Source organism: Solwaraspora sp. WMMA2065 (assembly GCF_030345075.1).
Taxonomy (GTDB): domain Bacteria; phylum Actinomycetota; class Actinomycetes; order Mycobacteriales; family Micromonosporaceae; genus Micromonospora_E.
The window spans coordinates 1,684,274-1,710,211 of the sequence record NZ_CP128361.1 but is presented as its reverse complement, the minus strand read 5'-3'; the positions used below and the strand labels follow the sequence as shown (position 1 = coordinate 1,710,211).

Genomic DNA, 25,938 nt, shown 5'->3' with positions numbered 1-25,938 from the left:
TGTCCTCAGTGGTGGTGGTGCAGTGGCCGGGTGACCGCGGCGAAGGCGTCGACGATGCCGTGGCCGTAGAAGCCGTTGAAGCTGGTGCTGCCGTCGCAGTAGGCGTCCCATTCGGGGGACCGGCCCTCATTGGCGTAGGAGACCAGGCGCGGCTCGGGGCAGGCCGTGTCGGCCGCGGTCCGGTACAGGTGCCGTTCCACCTTGTCCGGGTCCAGGGTCAGCCCGCCCCGGTGGCCGTCGCGCTTGCCGTACCGGCTGACGATCAGCGCGGCCACCCCGGAGACGTGCGGCGACGCCATCGAGGTGCCCTGCAGGTACGTGTAGTAGCCGCACACCCCGGCCGACGTGCACTCCTTGAACACGTACGACTCGGCGTCCGGCACGATGTTGCCGTCGGCGTCGACCGCGCCCTCTTCCTGCAGCACGTGCAGCGGGTACGACGACAGGATGGTGTTGTCGTAGGTCCGGTGGGTCGGCGTGCCGTAGCCGTCGCGGAACCAGCCACCGGGCGCGGCGACCGAGATCTCCTCAGTGCCGTAGTTGGAGTAGTCCGCCTTGGCCTTTGACGGGCCGAGCGCCGACACACCGATCACGTGCGCGCCTTCGACCGGCAGGTCCCAGCAGGTGTCGTTGTCGATGGTGCGCAGCCGGGGGGTGCCGCCGTAGTTGGGGCTGGACGAGTCCGGGCGGGGGTCGCCCAGGTCCTCGTGGTTGTTGCCGAGCGAGCCGACCAGGGTGACGCCCCGCTTGTGCGCGTACCGCAGTGCCCGGTTGACCGCCTCGATGGTGGCTCGCTGCGACGCCTGCTCCTCGGCGGAGTCGGCCGGGTTGTCCAGGCAGTTGTACAGCCACGGGTCGATGTAGAACGACATGTTGACCACGTCGATGCCGGCGTCACCGGCGTAGACCAGGGCGTTGACCACCGAGTCGAGGAAGAAGTAGCCGGAGTCCTGGCCGCCCTTGAGTGCCACCAGCGTGACGTTGGGGGCGACGCCGGACAGGCCGAAGCGGTTGGCGGCGGCGCCGATGGTGCCGGCGACGTGGGTGCCGTGGCCGCTGTCGTCCCGATCGACCGGGTCCAGGCAGGACTCCACCTCACACGGGCCGTCGATGTCGGGGATGTCGGGGGCGAAGTTGCGCGACAGCGAGTAGCTGAAGTTGGGCTTGAGGTCCGGGTGCTGCCCGTCGACGCCGGTGTCCAGGATGCCGACGGTGACCCGCCGGTCGCCCGGCTCGACCCGGCGTGACTTGTCCGCCCGCATCATCGGCAGGCCCCACAGCTTGTCGTCCAGCGGGTCCATCCGGGTGCCGCGCCGCCCGGCCGCCCCGGCGGATGCCGCGCCGGCGATGCGGTGCTCCTGCTCCACCGCGTCGAAGCGCTGGCGTGGCGCGTACCCGATGGCCCGCTTCTCTGCGGCGCCGAGCAGCGCGGGAGCGGCGGCGACCTTGGCGGCGAACTCGGCGTCGTCGGTGACGACCTGGTACATGCCCACGTCGGCGGTGCTGCCGGTGACGGTGCCGCCGGCAGTCTCGATGGCCGCCATCGCCTCGGCGGCGCCGGTGCCGGCCTCAGCGACCACCGTGTACTCGGTGACGTCACCTGCGGCGTCGGGGGCGGCGGCGGCCGGTCTGGCCGGTACGGCGCCCAGCAGGGCCAGCGCGGTCGCGGTCGCGACGGCGCCGGCGGTGAAGCGTCTGCTCACCACATCATCCCTTTCTTGGAGTGTGCCGGTTTCACAATGCAGTTGGACGGCGACTCTTCGCGGTCCTGGGAGGTACTGTACCGCCGGTTGATCTCGAGGCGGACCGCCAGTTCGGTCCGGAGTGCTCTGCTGGATCCTCGCTGGACACCAGGGGGGAGGTGCGCCGCCACGCCTTTCCAGTCTACAGTGGCTCGAACAAACTGCTTGTCCTAACCCTGGCGGCTCGGCTCGCGGCCGCGGATCCTGATCGAAGAGTCGACAAGGGGCGCGGCGTTCGGGGCCGCCGGAGCCACACTGTTCGTGGCGATTCTGATGGTGATGTTCGGCCGCGACCCGGCCTGGCACATGGCACCGGCCGGCTACCTGATCGCGGTGCCGGCCGGCGCGGTCATGCTGCTGATGCAGGGCCAGGTCATGACGGACACGACGCAGGGGGACCGGCCGTCCGGGGTGCTGCGCAACGACCGCAGGGCCGCACTGGTGAGCATGGCGTTCAGCGCGATCGTGACCGGCGTGCTCGCCGGGCTCGTGCTCAAGCTCGTGGTCAGACCCGCCGACAATCCGCCCGTAATGGCCACGGCCTTCACGCTCGGCGTCGGTGCGGCGATCGTGCGAGGTGCCCGAGCGGCCTGGCTGCACTTCACGATCGCACGTATCTGGCTGGCTGCGCGCAGCCCGCTGCCGTGGCAACTGACACGTTTCCTCGATCAGGCGTACGAGTCACGACACAAGGGACTACGTCGGGTGGGCGGTGTGTACGAGTTTCGGCACCGGTTGCTGCGGGAGCGTCTGGCCCACCGCTGGGAGAACGAGCATCCCGAGCCCGTACGCCGTGACGGGCGCCGTCGATGGTGGGTGGCCATGACGGCCGGCTGCGCCCTGGTGGTGACCGCGGGCGCGGTCGGAGCCACCGCCGGTCCGACCCGGACCACGCCCACCGTCGCGTGTGACGCGGTGGCCGCCCACCGGCCGGTCGAAGCCCCCGTGCCGGTCGCGCTGCACCGCACCGGCTGTGTCCTGCGAGCGACGACGGACGTGATCACCAACTATCGCGACAAGATCGACGCCGACACCGGCGAGCCTGGCCATGGCAGCACCGGGCGGCTGGTCGGCCCGGTCCGCGATGGTGGCCTGGCCGACCTCATCGTCGAGTGCCACCGGATCCGCAGCGCGTCGGACACGCCCTCGTTCGCGCTCGTGCGGGCTGGCCGGCCGGGCGGCTACCAGGCGTGCCGGACGTTTCAGCAGCGACCGGGCCGGTTGGTGGCCACGATCTGGCACAGCGAGATCCGCCGCGGCGACCAGCTGTGCGTGCTGACCGACGAGCGGCGTACCGCGCTGATCCAGGTCGTCGAACCGCCGACTCCGCCCCGACCCCGGATGGTGGTCGACGTCACGGTCTGGGCGGACCGGTGAGGCCCGGGCGACCTACCTCTGCGGGCACCGCGGGTGGCCTCGTCGTCGCGCCGGAGCAGCGCCGGTTCAGTGCGTCTTGCCGAGTCGCCAGTAGCCGGTGAAGCTGATCCGGCGCTTCGGGACACCGATTTCCACCAGATGACGGCGGGCCCCGGCGGGCAGGGCCTGTTCGCCGGCGAAGTAGGCGGACACGGTGGTCGGACTGTCGGTCGTCCAGGCCTGCACCGCGGCGAGCGCGAGGCTGCCCGGCCGGGCCTCGGTCGGGCGGGGCAACCAACGGACCTCGAACCCGGCGGGCGCGTCGACCGGCTGGGTGTCAGCGGGGTCGGGGATCTCGACCACGGCCAGACCGGTGGCGTCGCGTGGTAGATCCCGCAGGATGCCGACGATCGCCGGCAGCGCGGTCTCGTCGCCGGCCAGCAGGTGGAACGTGGTGTCGGGGGCGAATTCGTAGCCGCGGCCCTGGTCGAGCAGAGCGACCGTGTCACCGGCCCTGGTGCGTTGCACCCACCGGCTGGCGACCCCTTCGTCGCCGTGTACGACGAAGTCGATGTCGAGTTCGCGGGCCTGCGGCCGGAACGCGCGGACCGTGTAGTTGCGCAGGTGTGGGCGGGTCGCCGACGGGATCCGCAGGTACTTCAGGTAGCCGATGGTGTCGGCCCGGTTGGGCAGGTCGAAGGTGGTCTCACCGTGTTCCTGCGGCAGGAAAAGCCGGAACCAGTGGTCGAAGCCGTGGTCGGGCAGGCGCTGCAACTGGTCGCCGCCGAGGGTGACCCGGATGAAGTTCGGGCTGATCCGTTCGGTGCCGACGACGTTCACCACACACAGCGTGGTGTGCTTCTTGGCGTCCTTGAAGCTCATCGCTCTCCATAAGTCGCGCGGGAGCGCGCCCGGCCGAGCGGCAGCGGCCGGTGCAGCTGGCGTGGCCACGGACTCCCGGAGTGGTCAGGTTTGGCTAACCTTAGTTGGTGGTGCTGGTGTCCGGAAGGCCGACCCGCAGCGAGCGTCGGGGCACCGTGTTCCGCCGGGTGGCGAACTGCGGGCCGCCCACCCACCGGGTGAACGGCCCGCACCACGCCGAAGCGCGTCGGTCACTGGGTGAGCTCGGCGACCTCCTCGGCGGTCAGCCGACCCCGCGACGGCGTCGCCGCCGTGGACCGGGCGGCGCTGGCCGCCCCGGCCGGTGCCGGGGCGACCGCCGGTGGGTCGGCCGGTCGCCGCCAGTGCCAGTCGGTGACCGCCTGGTACGCGGCGGCCACCGACAGCAGACGGTCCTCGGCGTACGGCTGCCCGCCGAGGATGGTGCCGATCGGCACCCCGCCACCGGAGAAGCCGATCGGGAACGCGATCTCCGGCAGCCCGACGATGTCGAACGGCACCGGGCTGGTCTGCACCACCACGTCGCAGCTGCTGAAGATCTGGTCCAGGATTCGGTCCAGCAGCAGCAGCTTGGCGCGCTGGCCGGTGACCCAGCCGTTGGCGCCCAGCAGCGCACCCTGCAGCCAACTGGTCACCGACACCCCGAAGCCACGCAGGTCGGTGCGCAGGTACGGCATGAACGGCTCGCTGCGCTCCGGCAGCCGTACGTTGTTGAACGCGCCTCCGGTGAGCAGGCTCCACTCGTCCGGCAACGGCACCTCAACCAGCTCGCACTCCGGGATGGCGGCCATCTCGGCGAGGAACGCGCGGCGGGCGGCCGCCGTCTCCGAGCTGCCGTCGGCGTAGCCAGGCAGCACCCCGATCCGGGTCTTCCACCGCATCCGAAGGTTGTCGCCGTCGTAGCGGGGCGTCGCCGCGTTGATCAGGTTCGGCACCGGCGGCAGGCCCTGGCTGCGCGGGTCGGCCGGGTCCGGCCCGGCCATCGCCATCAGCATGATCGCCGCGTCCTTGGCATCCCGGGCGAGCGGGCCGGGGTGGTCACGGGTGTAGGTGAGCGGGACGATCCCGGCCAGCGACACCCGGCCCATCGTCGGTTTGATGCCGGTGAGGTTCTGGGCGTTGGACGGCGAGGTGATCGAGCCACCGGTCTGGGTGCCGATCCCCGAGCTCGCCAGCCGGCCGGCGACGGCGGTCGCGGTGCCGGTCGACGATCCGCCCGGGTTGGTCGACGGGTTCGTCGGCGTCCAGGCGTTGACGGTGGTGACCTGACCATTGGGCAGGGTCGCCCGGGTGGTGGCCAGCGGACCCATCTGGGTCTTGCCGAGCACGATGCCGCCCTGCACGACCAGCTTGGCGACCGAGGTGGCGTCGTACGGTGGGACGAAGTCCTGGAACAGGTACGAGTTCGCGGTGGTGGGCACGCCCTCGGTGAAGTAGTTGTCCTTGATGGCCAGCGGGATGCCGTGCAACGGCCCCCGGTGCGGTCGGTTGGCCCACTGCCGGGCGGCCTTGACCGCCGCCTCCGCGAGCACCACGTTGAACGCCTGGTACGTCGAGTCGTACGCGGTGATCCGGTCCAGATAGGCCTGCACCAGCTCGACCGGCACGATCTTGTTGTGCCGGATCATCCAGGCGGCTTCCGAGATGGTCCATTCGGTCGGGTCGGACATGGCCGACTCGCGTGGTTTGTTGTACGCGGCCCCCCGGTCCAGCTCCGGGTTGAATTTCACGGCCGGGGCGCTGGTGCCGCTCGGCGCGGCCGAGGCGAGCCCGGCCAGGCCGGGCAGCGCCACGGTGCCGACGGTGGCGGTGGCGGCAAGCGCGGCGGTGCGGGCCAGGAACGCGCGGCGGTCGAGGAGCCGGTCGAGCGGCAGTTGTACGTCTGTGGATGAGTCTGTCATGGCGTCCTCTGTTGTCATCGGGGCTTGCGCCATTCGGTGCTGATCGACGGGTAGAGGACCGGTGCGGGCTGCTGGGACAGCGCCATGGCGGTCGCCGGGTCGTCGGCGTCCGGGGTCGGCATCTGGTACGCGGCGAGGGTCGGCACCGTACTGCGCATGAAGGACCGCAGCGAGGCGAGGACCGAGTCGCGGCCGGGAGAGCCGGTGACCGGGTCGGCGGTGGTGCCGGCCGGCAGCTGGTCGAGGTCGATGCCGAGCGAGGCGAGTTGGGCGACGATGAACGTGTTCAACTCGTCGTCGGTCGGAGGGGTGGGGGCCATGGAACCTCCTGGCGGTGAAGCGGTGGCCACAATCTCCGGCCGGTTGATGTCGGCACCGTGACGCAGCTGTCACGTGATCATGAATCCGTGCAGCTCAGGCCAGGTGGCAGGTCATTGGGTCGGCCGTGGTACGGATCGCCAGCTGATTCCGTCGACGGTGACCGAGCCGGGCGCGCCGGGCTGCCCGGCGGAGACCCACAGCAGCCCCGGCAGGGCACCGAGCTCGCCGTACGGGCCGGCGGTGCCGGCCGTGAAGGTCGTGCCGTCGTCGTCGCTGGTCCACGTCGGCGCCGTGTGCCGGCCGATGCCGCCCACCAGCAGCCGGCCGTCGTCGCCGACGGTGAGCGCGCTCTGGCCCAGCCGGGGCAGCGGGGCGGCCAGGTCCTGCCAGCTGCGTGCACCGTCGGTGGTACGCCACAGCACCGGCCGGGCGGCCGACGAGCCGGTCCCGCCCGCGTCGATCGGGTCGAACAGGACGAACGCCTGCCGGGCGTCGCGGGCCGCGAGGCCGGCGACCAGGGCGCCGGCCGGTCCGGCGGTGGTCCGCCAGCTGGCGCCTCGGTCGGTGCTGACCGCGGTCACGGTGCCCGGCCCGGTTCCGGCCTGCCCGGCGGTCCAGATCGCCCCGTCTGGGGCCACGTACACCCGCCCGCCGACCGTGGGCGGGTCGGCCAGCCGGTACACCGTGCCGTCGACCGGGTCGACCGCGACCGGCGGGCGCAGGTCGGCGCAGGGGGTCAGACAGTCGACCGGCTGCGCTCCGGGTGGGAACGCGGTGACGGTGCGGGTCGTCGCGGTGGCGTCCCGCCAGGTCCGGCCGGCGTCGATGGACACGTGATCGGTGACGCCGACGCCGACCAGGAAGACGTCCGGGGTGAGGCTGAACGCCACCGCCCGGGACACCGGGTGGCTGGCCGCGTCGTGCAGGCAGTCCGCCGTGGTGTCCGGTCCGTTCAGCGGCAGCCACGTCGATCCGGCGTCGTCACTGCGAGTGAACCGGAACCGGCAGTCGTCGCCGGGGCCGTCGACACCCACCACGGTCCGGTCGTCCCACACGGTGATCCGCAGCGGGCCGGACGGCACAGGGCTGTCGGACCGGTGGCGGCCCACCGTCGCGGCCAGGCCCGGCGCGACCAGCGCCACCAGCAGCAGGCCGAGCGCGGCGGCGACGATCATGGTCCGCCGCCGGCGTCGGGCCCGCGCCCGGAGCCGGTCCAGCGCCGGCTGGATCACCGCTTCGCTGATTCGCTCCCGGTCGAAAATGGTCAGCCGCAGGTCAGGCATGGCTGCTCCGGGTGTGACTGGTCGACGTGTCGACGAGCAGGCCGGCGAGGGCCGTCCGGCCCCGGGATAGTCGGGACTTGACGGTGCCTTCAGTCACGCCGAGCGCGTCGGCGACCTCGGCGACCGGCAGGTCGGCCAGGTAGTGCAGGGCGATCGCGTGTCGTTGACCAGCCGGCAGTTGGCGTAGCGCCCGCATCAGCGCGACGTGCTCGGCCGAGCTGTCGGCGATCAACCGTTCAGTGTCGACCGGGGCGGCCAGCCGGGGCAGCAGCCGGGCGAGAACGGCCCGGCGGCGGTGCCGGCTGCGGGCGACGTTGACCGCCACCCGGCGTAGCCACGCCTCCGGGTTGTCCAGCTCCGCGAAGCGGTGCGGAGCGAGCAGGGCGCGGACGAACGCCTCCTGCACTGTCTCCTGTGCCTCGCCCAGGTCGCCGGTGACGGCGTACAGCTGCACGACGAGCCGCCGGTAGCTGCCGGCGTACACCTGGCCGATGACGTCGTCAGGGCGCGCCGGGCCGCCGCCGTCGGCGTCCGGCGGGGATTCTCCCATGCAGTGCCCGACTCCCCGGCGGTCCGGAAGGTTCCATTGGTCGCCCGGTGGGCGGTCAGCCGGTGTCACCGCTCGGGGCCGCCGGTGCCGGATGGCAGCCGGGCGGGTCCTCCGGCTGCGCCCGGCCGCAGTAGAAGACCTCATGCGGTTCCCGGTCGACCTGCGGCACGCTGGCCACGTACATCAGCGACAGTCGCTTCTCCACCGGCTCGCCGGTGTCGGCCGAGAACCGGGTCGGCCCGGTCACCCCCGGGTACGCCGCCGCGGCATTCTGCCGCAGTACCTCGGTGAAGACCGCGACCGGGCTGACCGCCCGCGCGTCCCACGGCCGGGAGCCGACGTTCAGCCGGGCCGCGAGCTGCTCCACCGCCGCGATCAGCATCATCGTCGCGTCGTAGGCCAGCGCCACCCGTTCGCCGACCGGCGGACCGGAGCCGTCCACGCACCGCCGCTCGCCGAGCAGGTCGTCGCGGCGGATCAGGTCGAGGAACCGGCGGCGTGACTCGTCGGCGACCGCGTCGGCCACCAGCCTGGTGCACATCGCCAACGCGGCCTTCGACACGTACGTCACCGGCAGGTTGCCCGGCGCGTTCGCCCGCAGCTGGTGATTGGCCAGGTACCGGTTGACCGAGTCGTCGGCCACCAGGTGCAGCGGGGGATTGTTCCGGCAGCCCCGTAGCGCCTCCAGGAACTCGTCGAACTCCGAGTACCGGCCGGCGAAGAAGAGCAAACCGGGGTAGCCGCATTCGTGACCGAGCGAGTCGCCGACCCGGAACGGCCGCGCGGTGGCCTGCTCGCCGAGCCGGTCGGTCAGGCCGGTGACCAGCGTGTTGACGTACAGGTCGTCGGCGAGTGGGCTGTTGTCGCCGGTGGTGTAGTAGATGTGCGCCTCGGACAGGTCGAGCACCCGGGTGGCGTACGCCGACACCAGCTCGGCCTGGTCGGCGTTGGGCGGGACCATCTGCAGGTACAGCCGCGAGTTGCGGTGCAGCCCGTCGGCGGACAGCGTCGGAGCGACCGCCGGCAGCCCCACCTCGTTGAGTCGCCGCAGCGCCCGTGCCGTGGTGGTGCGGCTCTCCACCAGGCCGACCACGCCGACCACCGTCGGATCCCGGCGGGCCAGCCCGGCCAGCAGCTCCACCGTCCGCTCCGCGTGTCGCATCTGCTTGCCACCGTTGGCCACCACGATGCGCAGCAGCGCTTGGCCGTCGGTGCTCGCCGACGCCTTCATCCGGGCATACTGGGCGACCGCCATCCCTTCCAGCTCTTCGCGTTCGGAGACGTAGGAAACCTCCCGGGGACCGGTCCGCTGGCCGGTCATGATGCCCAGATAGACCAGCGTCATCAGCGGGCGTCGGCGCTGGCTGCTCCGCCAGACCTGCATGACCTCCTCGTTCTGCCGGAAAATGCGTTCCTGTACCCCGCGCAGCGCCTCCTGGCCCGGGTCGTGGTTGAACACGTACGCCGGATTGTCGCTGTAGCCGATGCACTCCCCGTCGATCAGTCGCAGCGAGATCTCGCCCTGCCCCGGGTGCGGCAGACAACCGGGACCCCACCGCCCGCCGGCCCAGAACAGCCCACCGGCGAGCAGGGCCAGGACCACGGCGGCGGCGACGGTACGCCGGGCCCACCACGGTGGCGCGGGCGGTGCCAGATCGGTGGCGGTCGGGTGTCCGTACCGGTCGTCGGGGTCGGCGGTCGCCGCCAGCGGCAGCATCCACGCGTCGGCGCGGCGCAGCCGCCGCTGCTCCGGCAGGGCCTCGCGCCACTCGTCGAGTCCGATGTCCACCTCGGTCAGCCGGATCGGGGTCGCGGCACCGGGTACCGGTGTGTAGCCTTCGGCCGCGGTGGCCAGGATCAGCAGGGGGTCCCACCGGCCGGTCTCGTTGCGGACATCGTTGACCAGCCGCAGCAGGGCGTGCCCGGCGTTGTCCGGGGCGACGTCGCGCAGCAGCAGCACCGGGTAGGCGGTGCGCTGCCAGCCGTTCGGTGACCAGACGCGGCGCAGGTGTCCGGCGCGCAGGTCCTCCAGGAAGGCGTGCACCAGCAGCTTGCGCACCTGCCCGGGCTGTTCCCCGGTACGCAGGTCGGTGGTGAGTCGTTCGGCGAAGCCGACGAAGGTGCCGCTCTGTCGTGGCGCGAGGTACTGCTGGCGCATGAACCAGCGGTACCGGCCGCCGATCACCGGTAGCCGCCCGGACAACGCGGCCCGGAAGACCACGTCCGGGACCGCCCGCAGGACCAGCCAGAGCAGCAGCCGGTACGCGGTGGCGAACATGGTCTCGGCGTCCGAGGCGCCGCTCAGGTTCTCGGTGGCGGGCCGGCGGCGCCAGTCGCGCAGCATCTGGGTGAGCCGGGCCCGGCGTTCGGAGACCTCGACGTCGGCCAGCCGCTGGTCCATCAGCCAACGGGCCAGCGGATAGTGGCGGAAGGTGAACGGCTCACCGCCGAACGCGTCGAGAGCGAGCTGGTGGTGCATCGCGTCGAGTATCGGGCGGATCCCGGCTGCGTCGGGGAATTCGGCGGCGTCGACGTCGACGTGCGGCACTCGACGGCGGGCCGGCCGGCGCAGCCGGCGCAGCACCCCGGCGTGCACCTCGGACCCGGCGGCGCCAACGGCCACGACGACCGGCAGGTCGTGCTCGCCGCGCCGGGGCCGGCGCAGCAGCCGGCCGACGAGGGTCAGCAACTCGGCCACGCCCCGGGAGACGAGCCGGTCACGTGCCCGGTCAGCACCGGCCTCCATGGTCACCTCGGCACTCCGATCCTGCAGTTGAGCGGACGGTCCATCCAGTGTCGGTCAGGCTGCCACCCGCCGATTCTGCGGACCGGACGATTAGGGCAGAATGCCCGGCGGTCTGACGGGAATCTGTCAGGTCCGCCGGCCAGTTAGGAACGATGATCCGCTGTCCCGGGCCGCGCCCGGTAGGAAGGTGAATGCGGATAAGACCGGCGTGGATGATTAAGGTGGATCTTCGACTGTCCCGGGCGGACATCATCCGGAAATCTCCGCCAGTACTATCACTGACATGTCACGTCGAGAACAGCTCGCGGACCCGACGGCCGCCCAGGAACTGGGCGGGGTGGCCGACGGGGTGCGGCCGGGGACGCAGGATCCCGGATCGGTAGTGGACTCCGCCGCCGCGCCACCGCGTCGCCGTCGCCGCGGGTTGCGGGTCGTTCTGACGGTGCTCGTGGTCCTGGCGCTACTCGGTGGCGGTGGGCTGCTCGCCGGTGGGCTCTACCTGCGGTCGATCGAGTCCGGGATCGAGCGGGTGGAGGCGTTCGTGGACGTGCCGGAGGAGTTCCGGCCGGAAAAGGTGACCACCGCCACGAACATTCTCATCCTCGGCAGCGATACCCGGGACCCGCAGAGCACGTCGGGCTCCCGCAGCGACACGATCATCCTGGCGCACATCGCGGCGGACCGGCAGAGTGCCCAGTTGATCTCCATTCCCCGGGACACCTGGGTCTTCGTGCCGGAAAACCAGGAAGGAACACGCGGTGGACGGGAAGCGAAGATCAACGCCGCGTACGCCTGGGGTGGTATTCCACTGATGGTGCAGACCGTCGAGGAGTTCACCGGAGTGCGGGTGGACAACGTCGCCCTGGTGGACTTCGCCGGATTCCGGGAGATCGTCGACGCGCTCGGCGGGGTCGAGATCGACGTCGAGGAGGCGTTCACCTCCAACCATTCCCTCAACCCTGACAACCGACGGTCGTTCGCCGCCGGCCCTCAGACGATGGACGGCGCGGCGGCCCTCGACTACGCCCGCGAGCGGTACGCCTTCGCCGATGGTGACTTCGCCCGGATCCGCCACCAGCAGCAGGTCATCAAGGCCATCCTGGAGAAGGCGGCATCCGGTGGGGTGCTGTCCAGCCCGGCCACGCTGAACTCGTTCGTCCGGGCCACCGCCGACGCGGTGGCGGTCGACGAGACGTTGTCCCTGATCGACTTCGGCATGGATCTGCGACACCTGCGCGGCGACGACCTCACCTTTGTCACCAGCCCGACCGAGGGCACCGGGCGGGTCGGTGACGAGAGCGTGGTGTTCGCCGACACCGAGGCGGCCGACTCCTTCTACGACGCGGTCCGTCGCGACGCGGTCGACGAGATTCTCGCCGCGGCGCAGTGACCTCCGGTACCGACCACCAGCCCCGAGCCATCGAACCGGGAAGGCATGGCCAAGTCGTGGAAGCCCCGTTGCTGCCGCTGGTGCCCCGGCCACGGCCGGACGAGGGGCCGGACCCGTCGGCTGGCGCCACCGCGGTCCTGCCGTACGCTGGTTCGCGGGCATCGAGCCGCACTCGGCCGCTACGGGCCTGGATGATCGCCGCGCCGGTGGACCTCGCCGCGTTGCTCGCTCCGCTGCTGATCTCCGACCGTTACTGGCGTGGCACCCTGTTCATGGCGGCGTTGACCATCGCAGTCTTCGCGTTCAGCGGGCTCTACCGGGCCAGACGCCATGTCAGCTTCCTCGACGAACTGCCGACACTGTGCGGACGCCTGCTCACCGCGTCCGGCACCGTCGCGATAATCGCCGGGTTGCGGCACGACTCGGTGGAGTACGTGGCCGACCTGATGCGGGGGATCGCCGTGTCGGCCGTGCTGCTGATCATCGGACGCTCGGTCACCCGGGCGGTGGTGGTGTTCGCCCGCCGTCGCCGCTGGGTCGAACACAACGCCCTGATCCTGGGCAGCGGTCCGGTCGCGGCCGAGCTGGCCCGGCTGATGCGCCGCTACCCCAGCTACGGCCTGCGGTTCGCCGGCTGCGTGGACTCGGTCACCCGGCAGACCGACGGCGCGTCGTTGCCGCTGGTCGGGACCTTCGACGACCTCGGCCGGCTGATCGACATGGTCGAGTCCGAGGTGCTCATCATCGCCGATCCGGACTGCCCCGAAGCCGGGCTGATGGATCTGCTGCGCCGACCCGAGTGCGCCAGCCAGGACCTCTGGGCGGTGGCCAGACTGTGGGGGTCGGGATCGTACGGTCGGCAACCCGACCACATCGGCGCGATCCCGCTGGTCCACGTACGGCACATCGCGCTGTCCGGTCCGCGCTGGATGGTCAAACGGGCCTCCGACGTGGCACTCGCCTCGGTGGCGCTGGTCCTGCTCAGCCCGGTGCTCGCCCTGTGCGCAGTGGCGACCTTCATCGACGGCGGCCGGGGGATCTTCTTCCGGCAGGAGCGCATCGGCCAGCACGGCCGGACCTTCAACGTGATCAAGTACCGGTCGCTGCGCCCCGGAACCGACCAGGAGGCCCGGACCACCTGGTCGATCGCCGACGACCGCCGGGTCAGCCTGATCGGACGGTTCATGCGACGTACGTCGCTCGACGAGCTGCCACAGCTGTGGAACATTCTGCGCGGCGACATGACCGTGGTCGGTCCCCGGCCGGAACGTCCGTACTTCGTGGCGAAGTTCTCCGCCGAGCTGCCCGGCTACGCGATGCGTCACCGGGTCCCGGTGGGCCTCACCGGGCTGGCCCAGGTCAGTGGCCTGCGGGGAGACACACCGATCTCCGACCGGGCCCGGTTCGACAACTTCTACATCGAGCACTGGTCACTGTGGCTGGACATCAAGGTGGTGCTGCGTACCGTCGCCGAGGTGCTCCGTGGTCGCGGGCGCTGATCCAGCCGACCGGCGCACCGACGCCCACGAGGGGAGCTCGCCGAGTTGACGACACCACTTGCCGGCCGTTCGGTCGCCCTCGTCCATGAGTGGTTCGGCGAAACTGGCGGGTCGGAGCAGGTGTTCCGGCGGATCGCCGACCTCGTCCCGCACGCCCAACGGTTCGTGTTGTGGTCCGACCCCGGGGTGACCGACCAGGGCCTGCGGGAATCCTGGCTGGCCCGGACACCGCTGCGCCGCAGCAAGACCCTCGCCCTGCCGCTGATGCCGCTGGTGTGGCGGACCCTCAGCCGGGAGCACTTCGACGTGGTTCTGTCGTCCAGCCACGCCTTCGCGCACACCGTACGGCTCGGTGTGCCGGGGCGGACCCGGCATCTGAGCTACGTCCATTCGCCGGCCCGCTACGTGTGGAGTCCCGACCACGACGGCCGCGGCTCCGGCCGGTTGCTCGCCCTGCCCCGGCGCGTCCTGCAGACCGTGGACGTGCGGCTGAGCCGGCACGTGGCCAGCTACGCCGCGAACTCCCGTGAGGTGCGGGACAGGATCCGGCGGTTCTGGCACCGCGACGCGGTGGTCATCCATCCGCCGGTCGACGTCGACTACTTCGCCACGGCACAGCCGGACGACCCCGTCGCGCAACGCGACTACCTGCTCGGGGTGGGGCGCTGGATCCCGTACAAGAACTTCGATCTGATCATCTCGATCGCCGCGGCCGCCCGGATGCCGGTGGTCATTGCCGGCTCCGGGCCTCAGGAGGCCTATCTGCGCCGGCACGCCGATCTGGTCGGCGCCGAAGTGACCTTCGAGGTACGTCCGGACCGGGCCCGGCTGCGGCAGCTCTACCGGGGCGCCCGGGCGCTGCTCTTCCCGGTACACGAGGACTTCGGCATCATCCCGGTCGAGGCCCAGGCCTGCGGTACGCCGGTCCTCGGGCTGCGTCGTGGCGGGCTGCTGGAGACCGTCGTCGACGGTGCTACCGGACACCTCGTCGACTCGACCCGGGCCGACGACTACGTCCCACTGCTGCGTCGGCTCGACCAGCTCGACACCGCCGGTATCGAGGCACATGCCAAGTCGTTCGCGGCGGCTGAGTTCGCCGCGAAACTCGCCGACTGGATCGAAGCCGAGTGTGGTTGACGGCACCGCCGTCAGCCGACTACAGCAGCAGTGAAGTGCGGAGATAGTTCGCGATCATGCGCAGCGGGCTGGCCCCGTCGGCCGGGCCGGTCATCCGTAGCACCAACTGCCGGTCGATCGACCCGTCCTGCCCACCGCGCCAGTAGGCGACCATCACCAGCCCGTGCCGCCGCTCACCGTCGATCTGCAGGGTGCTGATCTCGGCGTACGCGGTCGCGATGCCTGCCTGCAGCCATCGCTGACTCCATGCCTCCTCGGCCTGACGCATTGTCGCCTGCCGATGCGGGGTGCACCGCTGTGGACAGGGTCGGACCACGACCTCGCCACCGACCTCGTCCTGCTGCTGATCGCCGAACGTGCCGCCGCACCGCAGCCGGCGGGTCTGTGGGTCCCGGTCGTCCGGGACGGGAGAGCAGTCCCAGCTCCACGGCACCTTGAGGACCAGACCAACGTCGGCCAGGTCGGTGTAGGTGCGGACCGTGTCCTCCGGGGTGAACCGGGGCCAGTCGGTCCGCCAGGAGCTCGGCGCCGGTGGCTCCAGCCCGGGCTGGTCCGGGGTGGCCGGCGGCGGGGTGGCGCCCGCCCGGCTCGGCGTTGCGCTCGGCCCGGCCACCGGTGGGGAGTCGTCGGAACGGTCCGGCCACCGGATGACGGCGGCGGCGCCGGCGAGCAGGACCGCCACGACCGCCGCCCCGGCCAGCAGCGGGCGCGGAACGCGTCGGCGCGGTGGTCCGGACACGGCGAACCGGGGCACCGGAGGGTAAGCCGGTCGATAGTCCTGGCCGAGGGTGAGGAAGACCCGCTCTGCCCCTTCACCGGGCCCGGCACCGCAGGTGACCCAGGGGATCCGGGCGGTGAAGTTCGCGTAGCGGAAGGTCGGCGCTCCCGCCGTCGGGTCGGCCAGCGCCTCGGCGGCCGAGGAGAAGGCCTCCCGCCACCGTTCGTCGGCGGCCGCGTCGGCGTCGAGTATCGCCACGGTGATCTGCTCGCCGTGGGGTTCCACAGCCGACCAGACGCTGCCCGCCGGACATGATCCCAGCATCTCGACGAGCTGGTACGGATCTACCGGTTGCATTCGGCCTCCCGCCCTGCGCTTTGCCGGGATCATAGCGACTCGGGGTGACTACATGACTGCTATGAGTGAGCAACGCGGTCCGGAGGCTCTGCGGACCGGTCCGCGTGGTCAACCGGTCAGGCAGCGGTGTCGCGTACCCATGCCTCGGCGTGCGGCCCGGCGCCGACGATCCGGAGCAACTGGACCGACTGGGCCGGATCGTCCACCGTGACGAAGTAGGAGTTGCCCCGCCGCACATGCTGGTGCACGGCCAGGCCGAGCGCGTCACCCGCCTGGGCCAGCGCGGTCAACGCAGCCGGATCCGGCACCCGCACCCGGACCTGGCTGCGGCGGCGGGAGCCGTTGGCGACCAGCAGCGCCGCCCGCCACATCGTCCGGGCGGCCGGCGTACGCAGATCCGGCCGGGCGTGCGGGCCGACCTGCTCAGCCGCCGTCTGCCACAGCCGCGCGAGCCAGCTGAGCACCTCGTCGGCCCGGCCGCTGGGGACGAGTACGTCGAACCGGTCCCGGTCGTCGCGTCCGCTCATCCGGGCGGTGGTGGCGATCCGCACCCAGGGGAACTCGCCGTCGACCACGGTGGCGATCCGGTGGGCGAGCGCCGGGTAGGCGGTGCTGACCAGACTGACCAGGCCGGAGCGCCGCTGCCAGGGCACCGGCCGCAGCAGATGGGTCACGGTGGCGGTCTCCACTCTGGGCAGCCGGTCGGCCGGGACCGCTGCGGCGACCGCGTCGAGCAGCCTGCGGTGCGGGATGGCACCCCACCGGCCGGCGGTCGCACCGCCGCATCTGCGGGGTTGGGCGTCAACCGACACGGTCGGCCACCTCGACCTCGACGAGGGACCGGTACGCGGGCTTGATGACGTCGTCGATGACCGCCAGCCGCTCGTCGAACGGGATGAACGCACTCTTCATCGCGTTCACCGTCAACCACCGCAACTCCGACCACCCCCACCCGAACGCCTCCACCAACAACCACATCTCCCGCGACATCGACGTCCCACTCATCAACCGGTTGTCCGTGTTCACCGTCACCCGGAACCGCAGATCACGCAACAACCCCACCGGATGCTCACCAATCGAACCCACCGCACCCGTCTGCACATTCGACGACGGACACAACTCCAACGGAATCCGCTTGTCCCGCACATACGACGCCAACCGCCCCAACCGCACCCCACCCCCACCCACCTCGATGTCATCCACGATCCGCACCCCATGCCCCAACCGATCCGCACCACACCACTGAATCGCCTGCCAGATCGACGGCAACCCGAACGCCTCACCCGCATGAATCGTGAAATGAAAATTTTCCCGCTGCAAAAACTCGAACGCGTCCAAATGCCGCGTCGGCGGAAAACCCGCCTCCGCACCCGCGATGTCGAACCCCACCACCCCCACATCCCGGTACCGCACCGCCAACTCCGCGATCTCCTGCGACCGCGCCGCATGCCGCATCGCCGTCAACAACGTCCCCACCCGGATCACCCGACCCGCCTCCGCCGCCTCCGCACACCCCGCCGCGAACCCCGCCAACACCGCCTCCACCACCTGACCCAACCCCAACCCCCGCGACAGATGCTGCTCCGGCGCGAACCGCACCTCCGCGTACACCACCCCGTCCGCCGCCAGATCCACCGCACACTCCGCCGCCACCCGGAACAACCCCGCCTCCGTCTGCATCACCGCCACCGTGTGCGCGAACGTCTCCAGATACCGCTCCAACGACCCCGAATCAGCCGCCGACACGAACCACCGACCCAACTCCGACGGATCCGTCACCGGCAGCACATGACCCACCTCGTCCGCCAACTCCACCACCGTCGCCGGCCGCAACCCACCATCCAGATGGTCATGCAGCAACACCTTCGGCGCCCGAACAATCTCCGCCAACGAAACAGCCACCATGATCTATTCTTCCTTCAGTCGTTACTCGCCGATGTCGTTACTCGCCGTCGGCCCGGTCGTGCTGCAGCCGGTTCCACACCCGGTCGGAGGTGAACGGCAGGTCGGTGAAGCGGACTCCGGTCGCGTCCCGCAGCGCGTTCGCCAGTGCGGCGGCCACCGGGTTGAACGGGCTCTCACTCATCGACTTCGCGCCCGCCGGCCCGAGCGGGTCGCTGGTGCGGGCGAACAGCACCTCGGTCAGCGGCACGTCGGCGTAGGTCGGCAGGTGGTAGCTGCGGAAGTCGTCGGTGACCACCCGACCCTGGTCGTCGATGTCAACATGTTCGGTGAGGGCGGCACCGAGCGCCTGAGCCACCCCGCCCTCGACCTGCCCCCGGCACTGCATCGGGTTGAGGACGGTCCCGGCGTCCGCGCTGTGCACGCTGCGCAGAATCTGGATCTCCCCGGTGTCCGGGTCGACCGCCACCCGGAACCAGTGCGCGTCGAAGGCCACCGAGCGGTGCGCCCCGTCGGCGTGTCCGTCGGCGGTGAGCGGCCGGCCCGCCGCCGACGCGACCCGGGCCAGGTCGACCAGATCGACCAGCCGGCCGGCGCACCGCACCGTCGTCCCGTCCACCCGGCAGTCCCGCCGGTCGACGCCGGTCGCCCGTGCGGCGGCGTCGACCAGCACCTCCCGCAGTGCGACCGCGGCGCGGTGCGCGGCGGTGCCAGCCACCACGGTGCCGGTCGAGGCGAACGCGCCCGTGTCGTGACCGACCAGTGCGGTGTCCGACTGCCGGATCCGTACCCGATCCACGGTGCTGGTCAGCGCGTCGGCGACCAACTGCCGGTGCACGGTGGTCGACCCGTTGCCGAACTCGGCCATCCCGATATCCAGCTGGTAGCCGCCGTCGGCGTCGAGGGTGACCCGGGCCCGGCCGTGGTGACCGCCCGGTGGTCCGGTGGCGATCATCGCCACCGCCATGCCGTCGCCGACCAGCCAGCCGGCTGCAACGTCCTCCTGCCAGGTCTCGGTCCGGGCCCGCTGGATCAGCTCCAGGCACTGGTCCAGGCCGTAGCTGTGCACCCGTACGGTGTCGTCGTGCCCGACCGGGGTGACCAGCGGATCCTGCGGGCCGATCACGTTGCGGGCCCGGAACGCGACCGGATCGAACCCGAGCCGGCGGGCCAGCTCGTCCACGGCGGACTCCACCGCGAACGACACCTGACCCAGTCCGTAGCCGCGGAACGCGCCGGCCGGAACCGTGTTGGTGTAGACCGACCAACCGTCGACCTGCTTGTTCGGGCACCGGTAGAGGGCCACCGACTCGCTGCAGCCGTGCGCCAGCACCGCCGGGCCGTGGTTGCCGTACGCGCCGGTGTCCGCGACCACGTGCAGCCGGATCGCGGTCAGCGTACCGTCGCGGCGCCCCGCCACCGTCACCCGGGTGTCGAACGGATGCCGAGTGGTCGCCGCAGTGAACTGTTCGGCCCTGGTGAACTCCAGTTTCACCGGTCGTCCGGTGCGCAGCGCGGCCAGCGCCGCCACGTCCTCGACGAGCATCTCCTGCTTGCCGCCGAACCCGCCGCCGACCCGGCCGGCGACCACCCGGACCTTCTCGGCCGGCAGGCCGAACAGCCGGGCCAGCGCCCGTCGGGTCAGGTACGGCGTCTGGGTGCTGGACCGCACGGTCAGCCCGCCGTCCAGCTCCGGCCAGGCGATCGCCCCGTGCGTCTCCAGGTGAGCGTGCTGCACCCGCTGGGTGCGAAACGTCGCTGTGTAGACCTCGTCGGCGTCGGCCAGCGCCCGGTCGACGTCGCCGATCTCACCGTGCACCTCACCGGCCACGTTGTCCGCCGGCCGGGCGATGCCGCTGACCGCCGGATCCACGTCGTGCAGGACAGGCGCGCCCGGGAGCATCGCCGCCGCTGGGTCGAACACTGCCGGCAGCGGCTGGTAGCTGACCCGAACCAGGTCGGCGGCCGTCTCGGCGGCCGCCTCGGTCTCGGCGACCACCGCCGCCACCCGCTGCCCGACGAAGCGGACCACGTCATCAAGGAGCCGGGTGTCAGCCGGGTCCTCGCGCGGGTTCTCGTGCTGGGCGGTGGAGTACCGCAGGTCGGGGCAGTCGTGGTGGGTGAGTACCGCCAGGACCCCGGGGACCCGCATCGCGTCGTCGGTGTCGATGTCGACGATCCGTGCATGCGGCACCGTCGAGCGGACCAGCTTCAGATGGGTCAGCCCGGGAACGTCGACGTCGAAGGTGAACCGGGCGGTGCCGGTGACGATCTGCCGGGCGGCCGGGGCGGCCACGTTGCCGCCGACCGCCGGGCAGCCAGGGCCACCGCCGGGGGTGCCGTCGGCGGTGCCGCTCACGTGCCGTACCCCGTCGAGCGCGTCGCGGATCGCCCGGTAGCCGGTGCACCGGCACAGGTTGCCCTTCAGCGCGCGCGGCAGGTCGGCGCGCTGGGTCTCGTCGAGCGCGGCGACCGTCATCACCAGCCCGGCGGTGCAGAACCCGCACTGGAATCCCTGCGCGTCGAGGAACCGCTGCTGCACCGGGTGCAGCGTGTCGCCGTCGGCCAGTCCTTCGACCGTGGTCACCGACCGGCCCTCGGCCCGTACCGCAGGGTAGACACAGCTGTGTACGGGGACTCCGTCGACGTGCACGGTGCACGCTCCGCAGTCCCCGGCGTCGCAGCCCTTCTTCACGCCGTACCAGCCCTGCTCGCGTAGGAACGTGCGCAGGCACTGGCCGGCGGCCGGCTCCCCGGCGGCGGCGGTGCCGTTCACCACGACGCTCACCGGCTGCACTCTCCGTCGGTGCCGGCCGCGGCCAGTTCGACCCGGACCTGGTCGGCCATCCGCAGCGTGCGGTGCCGCCGCCAGTGCGGCAGGCCGTGCACGTCGTCGACCCAGCCGGCCGCCGCGCATCCGGCGTCCACCCGGTCCAGCAACTCGGACCCGGTCGGCGCCGCCGGCAGCGACAGCACCACCGGGCGGCGGGTGGCCGCGGTCACCGACATCGTCCACCCGCCGGTGTCCTGGTCGACCGAGCCGATGACCAGCGCCGCCGACCGGCCGTGCCGGAACAGCGACGCCCGGCGCATCGCGTACCGGGCCCGGGCGGCCGCTGCCGGTAGCCGGATGCCGCGCAGGAACTCGCCGGTGTCCAGCACCGTCGTACCGACGTCGCGGATGAACCCGTCGGCGGGCACCCGGCGCTGCCCGCCGGCCAGATCGGTGAGCAGGTACTCGACCCGGGTCGCCACCGCAAGTGATGTCATCGGACCGGCCGGCAGCGCCGCGCAGATGTTGCCGCCGACGGTCGCCACGTTCCAGATCTTGCGGGAGGCGAGGAACGCGTCGCAGCAGCCTGCGGCCAGCTCCGTCACCCGATTCCAACCGGGCGGCGGGGCGAACCGGGCGAGTTCGGCGACGGTGCACGTGGCGGCGATCTCCAGCCCGTCGTCGTCGACCCGGATCGACGGCCAGCGCAGCCGGGTCAGGTCACGCAGCCGGTGCACCCCGGGCTGAGGTTGCGAGAACAGGTAGCTGCCGCCGGCGAGCCAGCGGTCGCCGGGGCGCCAGGCGTCGCCGTCGGCGGCGATCACGTCGGAGACGGTATGCAGATCCACAGTCCGCATCGTCCGATGCCGCCGCCGGCCCGGACAATGACGGCGGAACACAATCCCGACCCGCCAATCAGGCAGGTGGTTGGACGAAGCTACAAGGCGTACCGGGGCGCCTTGACCGGGTGATCAGCCGCTGCCCATCGTTGACGGGTGCTTGCCGGAATCGTCCTCGCCGCCGGCGCCGGCCGCCGCTACGGTCGGCCCAAGGCGCTGGTCCGTCTCAACGGGACCCCGTTGGTGTCCCGGGCCGTCGAGACGCTGCGCTCGGCCGGCTGCCGGCCGGTGATCGTGGTGCTCGGAGCGGCGGCCGACGCGGTGCGTGCGAGTGCCGACCTGGCCGGCGCCGTGCCGGCGGTCAACCCTGACTGGGCCACCGGGATGGGCTCGTCGTTGCGGGTCGGCCTGGCGGCGGTGGGCACCAGCCCGGCGGACGCCGCGGCTGTCCTGCTGGTCGACATGCCGGGGATTGGTCCAGCGGCGGTCCGCCGGGTGGCGGCCGGCGCCGACCGGCGGACGCTGGCCGCGGCCAGCTACGTCGACGGGCGGCCAGGGCATCCCGTGGTGCTGGGTCGGGAACACTGGACGGCGGTGGCGGCGTCGGCGACCGGTGACACCGGCGCCCGCGACTATCTGCGGGCCCACCCCGACCAGCTGCGTCTGGTGCCCTGCGGCGACGTGGGCGACCCGACCGACCTGGACCGGCCCGGCGACCTGGACCAGCTCGCCTACCCCCACTGGCTCCGCGACCCCGACCGGCTCCGCGCGGGAGGCGGCGCCTCGGCCCGGACGGCGGCGACCGGATGAACGGGCCGGTCCTCGACGAGGCGATGCGCTGGTGGTACGCCGGTGAGCAGGCGGCCGTCGCGACGGTGACCGCCACCGCCGGCAGCGCACCCCGGCCACCGGGCACGAGTATGCTCGTGGCCCCGGACGGCACGGTCACCGGAAGCGTCTCGGCCGGTTGCGTCGAGGCCGCCATCTACCAGCTGTGTCGTACCGTGCTGGACACCGGCGAGGGGCGGCTGGCGCGCTTCGGCGACCCTGGCGACGAGCTCGTCGAGCCCGGGCTGACCTGCGGCGGCACCATCGAGGTGTACGTGCAGCGGGTGGACCGCGACAGCGTGCCGCAGCTGGAGCGGCTGCATGCGGCGACCCGGGCTGCCCGCCCGGTCGCGGTGGTCACCTGCCTCACCGGGCCGCCAGCCAGCCAGGGTCGTTGGCTGCTGGTCGACGCCGAAGGTCAGTGGGGTTCGCTCGGCGGGCCGACGCTGGACGCGGCTGCGGTCCGGGTCGCCCGCCCGGCGCTGGACACCGGGCGGACCACGCTCGCCCAGCCCGCCGCCGGCACCACCCTGCTGGTCCGCGGCATCCTGCCGCCGCCCCGGATGATCATTTGCGGGGCGACCGATTTCACCGCCGCGCTCGCCCGGCAGGGCCGGTTCCTCGGCTACCGGGTGACGATCTGCGACGCCCGAGCGGTCTTCACCACCCGGCAGAGGTTTCCGGACGCCGACGACGTGGTCGTCGACTGGCCGCACCGCTACCTGAGGGCCGAGGCCGCCGCCGGTCGGATCGACCCGCGTACGGTGCTCTGCGTACTCACCCACGACCCGAAGTTCGACGTACCGCTGCTGCGGACCGCCCTCGACCTGCCGCTGGCCTACATCGGGGCGATGGGGTCACGGCGCAGCGCCGCCGACCGGGCGGCCCGGCTAGGTGCCGTCGGGGTGCCGCCGGCCGCGTTGGCTCGGCTCTGCGCGCCGATCGGGCTGGACCTGGGGGCGGTGACCCCGGAGGAGACCGCGGTCAGCATCGCCGCCGAGATCGTGGCGGCCCGCAGCGGCCGCGACGGCGGACGGCTGACCGCAGGCCGGGGCTCGATCCACGCCGCGGTGTAGGGCCTGCGGCACCCGGGCCTGCGGCACACGGGTCTCAGTCGGCGGTGAGCCGCAACGCCAGGAAGAAGTCCACCCGGTCCTCGAACCGGCCGAGGTCCCGGCCGGTCAACTGCTCGATCCGGCCGATCCGGTACCGCAACGTGTTGACATGGACGTGGAGCCGTTGCGCGCAGCGGCTCCACGATCCGTCACAGTCGAGAAAGACCGACAGCGTACGCAGCAGGTCGGCATGGTGCGCCCGGTCGTACTCCTCGACCGGCCCGAGCAGCCGACTGCGGAACCCCTGCCGGGTGCCGGCCGGCACCCCGGCCAGCAGCAGTGAATGCGACGCCAACTCACCGGCGGCCACCACACTGACCGGACCGGTCGCGGTGCTGGTGGCGGAACGGTGCGCGTGCAACGCCTCTTCGACCGCTCCGCCCAGCCCGGCGGCACCCACGCTGGCGGCGGAGACGCCCAGGACGAGCCGGCCGCCGCGCAGTCCCGGCACCATCCGGTCGGCGGCGGCGACCAGTGCCGACCCTATGGTGCCGGCGGCCTGCGGAGCCAGCGCCAGCACGGCGAGCGCTCCGCAGGGCAGGTCGGGTTCGAGGACGGTGACCGCCCGGTCGGGTGCCAGCCGGCTGAGGAACTCGTCGACCACGGCGACGGTCAGCGTCGCCGGTGCGCGCATCTCGTCCAGCGTGGCGGCGACCGCGACGAACGTGGCATCCGGGTCGAGCCGGGCGGCCAGCAGCGCGGCCCGCAGCCCGGCGAGGTCCCCCGGCGCCCGCAGCGCCGTTCGCAGTTGGCCGGCCAGCCGCGCCTCCACCCGGGCGGCCTCGTCCAGGTGCGCCCGTTCGAGCGCCACCACGCTGGTCAGTTCGTCGACCGTGCCGGGCAGTGTGTCGAGCGCGCCCCGGCAGGCCACCAACCAGGCTGCCAGCCGGTGCTCGGCTCGGCCGGGAACCCCGAACACGGAGAACCGCGCGCCGTCGACCGTCACCGTCGCGGGCAGCCGCTGCGCGGTCAGGAAAGCACGGCTCAGCGCCTCGGCGACCGGATCGGCCAGCTCGGCCGTGCCGGCTACCACCCGGCCGCTGGTGGTCAACGTCCAGCAGTCGGTCTCGACCGCAGCGGCCACTGTCGGCAGCAGATCGGTCAGCCGGGCACCGGCGGCCATCGCGGCGACCAGTCCGCGCTGGCGGCCCAGCACCGCCGCCAGTGAGCTGGCCCGCTGCGCCCACAGGGTCGGATGGACGTCGTCGATGATGTCGCGAAACGACACGTCGGCGGGCACCTCGAACAGCGGTAGCCGGTGCCGGCGACAGGCGGCGACCAGGTCGCGGGGCACGCTGCCGTGCAGCGCCTCACCCGCGCCCAGCGCGGTCACCCCGGCGGCGGCCAGCGCCGCGACGAAGACCTCGGAGTCGTCCGGCCCCTGGTGCCACATCAGGCCGGTGAGCACCAGATCTGCGGTGGCCACGTAGCGGCCCGGGTCGGGCAGGTCGATGACGTTGACCCGGCCGACGGTGCGGTCCCGACCGTCGTCGCCGGTCAGCGGCACCAGCTTCAGGTGGGCCTTGTCGAGCACGTCGGCCAGCAGCACGGGGGTCGCCTCCGGTCACGGTGATTGGATGAATCTCCAAAAACCGTACGGTGACGATGTTTCGTCTTTGGTTCCTGCGCCGCTATCGGCCGGCTCGCCGCAACTGCTTGACTGCTGCTGTCCAGCGAAAGGGGACCGGATTGGACCGCGGACTCGACGTGTTCAACACGCTGCCCGCCGATGACGTGCGGGAACTGCTGCTCAGCTGCTGCGCCGCGCCCGGCTGGGCCGCCGCCGTGACGGCCGGCCGGCCGTACGCCGACCGGGCGGCGCTGACCGCCGCCGCGCGGGCGCAGGTCGGTGCGCTGCCCTGGCCGGAGGTGGCCGACGCGGTCGCCGTCCACCCGCGGATCGGTCGGCCGCCCACCGGCACCGGCCGGGACGCCCAGTGGTCCCGTCGCGAGCAGGCGGCGGCTACGGCCGCTTCCGGCACGGTCGCTTCCGGCCCCGGCCCCGGCACCGTCGCTTCCGGCCCCGGCGTCGCGACCGAACTGGCTGAGGTCAACGACGCCTACGAGCAGCGGTTCGGGTACCGCTTCCTGATCTTCGCGAACGGCCGTGGCGCCGCGGAACTGGTGGCCGCCGCCCGGCAGCGGCTGCACCACGACCCGGACACCGAGCAGGGCGTGGTCCGCACCGAGCTCGGCGACATCGCCGCCCTGCGCCTGCGCCGACTCGTCGACGACCTCGCCGGGCCGGCGCCGCTGTCCAGCCACGTGCTGGACACCACCACCGGCACCCCGGCGACCGGTATCACCGTGCGACTCGACGCTGCCGACCCGGGGGGCGGCTGGCGCACCGTCGCCACCGGACACACCGACGCCGACGGCCGGCTGCGTGACTGGGTGCCGGGCGCCGGCTGGGCCGCCGGCACCTACCGGCTGGTGTTCGACGTGGCCGACCGGCTCGGGGTGGATGCCTTCTACACCGAGATCCCGGTGGTGTTCACCGTCCGCGACGCCGCCCGCCACCATCACGTGCCGCTGCTGCTGAGCCCGTACGGCTACACCACTTACCGAGGGAGCTGACCGG

At 72.2% G+C, this 25,938-nt stretch carries 20 protein-coding genes; 7 read left to right on the top strand and 13 right to left on the bottom strand.

Annotation, left to right across the window (positions count from 1 at the left end; translation table 11 throughout):
* Nucleotides 1–5: 5 nt before the first annotated feature.
* Complete coding sequence (locus O7610_RS07950; RefSeq protein ID WP_281555102.1) at nucleotides 6–1,703, bottom strand: S8 family serine peptidase; 1,698 nt, start codon at nucleotides 1,701–1,703, stop codon at nucleotides 6–8.
* Between the two features lie 300 nt (nucleotides 1,704–2,003).
* On the opposite strand from O7610_RS07950, the gene O7610_RS07945 reads away from it, so the two are divergent.
* Nucleotides 2,004–3,119 (top strand): hypothetical protein, encoded by a 1,116-nt coding sequence (locus O7610_RS07945; RefSeq protein WP_289212932.1) that lies wholly within the window; start codon nucleotides 2,004–2,006, stop codon nucleotides 3,117–3,119.
* A gap of 66 nt (nucleotides 3,120–3,185) precedes the next feature.
* On the opposite strand, the gene O7610_RS07940 is transcribed toward O7610_RS07945, so the two are convergent.
* The 6 genes from O7610_RS07940 to O7610_RS07915 all read right to left on the bottom strand — a co-directional run bounded on the left by O7610_RS07940 (nucleotide 3,186) and on the right by O7610_RS07915 (nucleotide 10,799).
* A complete protein-coding gene (locus O7610_RS07940) occupies nucleotides 3,186–3,980 on the bottom strand; it encodes a siderophore-interacting protein (RefSeq protein WP_289212931.1) in 795 nt (264 codons plus the stop codon).
* Between the two features lie 230 nt (nucleotides 3,981–4,210).
* A complete protein-coding gene (locus O7610_RS07935) occupies nucleotides 4,211–5,899 on the bottom strand; it encodes an amidase (protein WP_289212930.1) in 1,689 nt (562 codons plus the stop codon).
* Nucleotides 5,900–5,913: 14 nt separating this feature from the next.
* Nucleotides 5,914–6,219, bottom strand: coding sequence for a hypothetical protein (locus O7610_RS07930; protein WP_281555098.1), 306 nt, complete (start codon nucleotides 6,217–6,219; stop codon nucleotides 5,914–5,916).
* Between the two features lie 111 nt (nucleotides 6,220–6,330).
* Entirely contained in the window at nucleotides 6,331–7,503 is a 1,173-nt protein-coding gene (locus O7610_RS07925; protein ID WP_281555097.1) for a WD40/YVTN/BNR-like repeat-containing protein, read from the bottom strand.
* Complete coding sequence (locus tag O7610_RS07920; protein WP_281555096.1) at nucleotides 7,496–8,053, bottom strand: RNA polymerase sigma factor; 558 nt, start codon at nucleotides 8,051–8,053, stop codon at nucleotides 7,496–7,498. The genes O7610_RS07925 and O7610_RS07920 overlap by 8 nt, the downstream gene beginning before the upstream one ends.
* Before the next feature lie 55 nt (nucleotides 8,054–8,108).
* Nucleotides 8,109–10,799, bottom strand: a complete 2,691-nt coding sequence (locus tag O7610_RS07915; protein ID WP_281555594.1) for a type 1 periplasmic-binding domain-containing protein — start codon at nucleotides 10,797–10,799, stop codon at nucleotides 8,109–8,111.
* A gap of 283 nt (nucleotides 10,800–11,082) precedes the next feature.
* On the opposite strand from O7610_RS07915, the gene O7610_RS07910 reads away from it, so the two are divergent.
* From O7610_RS07910 to O7610_RS07900, 3 genes are all read left to right on the top strand, one after another.
* Nucleotides 11,083–12,189: an LCP family protein gene (locus O7610_RS07910; RefSeq protein ID WP_281555095.1), complete on the top strand. Its 1,107-nt coding sequence runs from the start codon at nucleotides 11,083–11,085 to the stop codon at nucleotides 12,187–12,189.
* Between the two features lie 191 nt (nucleotides 12,190–12,380).
* Nucleotides 12,381–13,688: a sugar transferase gene (locus tag O7610_RS07905; protein WP_475053382.1), complete on the top strand. Its 1,308-nt coding sequence runs from the start codon at nucleotides 12,381–12,383 to the stop codon at nucleotides 13,686–13,688.
* Between the two features lie 45 nt (nucleotides 13,689–13,733).
* Nucleotides 13,734–14,825 (top strand): glycosyltransferase, encoded by a 1,092-nt coding sequence (locus tag O7610_RS07900; protein WP_281555093.1) that lies wholly within the window; start codon nucleotides 13,734–13,736, stop codon nucleotides 14,823–14,825.
* 19 nt (nucleotides 14,826–14,844) lie between these two features.
* Here the strand turns inward: O7610_RS07900 and O7610_RS07895 are convergent, their stop codons facing one another.
* The 5 genes from O7610_RS07895 to O7610_RS07875 all read right to left on the bottom strand — a co-directional run bounded on the left by O7610_RS07895 (nucleotide 14,845) and on the right by O7610_RS07875 (nucleotide 21,423).
* A complete protein-coding gene (locus O7610_RS07895) occupies nucleotides 14,845–15,900 on the bottom strand; it encodes a hypothetical protein (RefSeq protein ID WP_289212929.1) in 1,056 nt (351 codons plus the stop codon).
* 116 nt (nucleotides 15,901–16,016) lie between these two features.
* Nucleotides 16,017–16,712 carry a hypothetical protein gene (locus O7610_RS07890; RefSeq protein WP_281555091.1) on the bottom strand — a complete coding sequence of 232 codons (696 nt, stop codon included), beginning with the start codon at nucleotides 16,710–16,712 and terminating at the stop codon, nucleotides 16,017–16,019.
* Nucleotides 16,702–17,805 (bottom strand): adenosine deaminase, encoded by a 1,104-nt coding sequence (locus O7610_RS07885; protein WP_281555090.1) that lies wholly within the window; start codon nucleotides 17,803–17,805, stop codon nucleotides 16,702–16,704. The genes O7610_RS07890 and O7610_RS07885 overlap by 11 nt, the downstream gene beginning before the upstream one ends.
* 37 nt (nucleotides 17,806–17,842) lie before the next feature.
* Nucleotides 17,843–20,590: a molybdopterin-dependent oxidoreductase gene (locus O7610_RS07880; RefSeq protein WP_289212928.1), complete on the bottom strand. Its 2,748-nt coding sequence runs from the start codon at nucleotides 20,588–20,590 to the stop codon at nucleotides 17,843–17,845.
* Nucleotides 20,587–21,423 (bottom strand): FAD binding domain-containing protein, encoded by an 837-nt coding sequence (locus tag O7610_RS07875; RefSeq protein WP_289212927.1) that lies wholly within the window; start codon nucleotides 21,421–21,423, stop codon nucleotides 20,587–20,589. The genes O7610_RS07880 and O7610_RS07875 overlap by 4 nt, the downstream gene beginning before the upstream one ends.
* Before the next feature lie 147 nt (nucleotides 21,424–21,570).
* On the opposite strand from O7610_RS07875, the gene O7610_RS07870 reads away from it, so the two are divergent.
* Together O7610_RS07870 and O7610_RS07865 are read left to right on the top strand one after the other, a co-directional pair.
* The gene (locus O7610_RS07870) at nucleotides 21,571–22,224 is read left to right on the top strand and encodes a nucleotidyltransferase family protein (protein WP_289212926.1); all 654 of its coding nucleotides are present in this window, start codon (nucleotides 21,571–21,573) and stop codon (nucleotides 22,222–22,224) included.
* Nucleotides 22,221–23,318 (top strand): XdhC family protein, encoded by a 1,098-nt coding sequence (locus tag O7610_RS07865; protein WP_289212925.1) that lies wholly within the window; start codon nucleotides 22,221–22,223, stop codon nucleotides 23,316–23,318. The genes O7610_RS07870 and O7610_RS07865 overlap by 4 nt, the downstream gene beginning before the upstream one ends.
* A gap of 34 nt (nucleotides 23,319–23,352) precedes the next feature.
* On the opposite strand, the gene O7610_RS07860 is transcribed toward O7610_RS07865, so the two are convergent.
* Nucleotides 23,353–24,906: a PucR family transcriptional regulator gene (locus O7610_RS07860; protein ID WP_289212924.1), complete on the bottom strand. Its 1,554-nt coding sequence runs from the start codon at nucleotides 24,904–24,906 to the stop codon at nucleotides 23,353–23,355.
* A gap of 140 nt (nucleotides 24,907–25,046) precedes the next feature.
* Here O7610_RS07860 and uraH point away from each other — a divergent pair, with 140 nt between their 5' ends.
* The gene (gene uraH, locus O7610_RS07855; protein WP_289212923.1) at nucleotides 25,047–25,934 is read left to right on the top strand and encodes a hydroxyisourate hydrolase; all 888 of its coding nucleotides are present in this window, start codon (nucleotides 25,047–25,049) and stop codon (nucleotides 25,932–25,934) included.
* Nucleotides 25,935–25,938 lie beyond the last annotated feature (4 nt).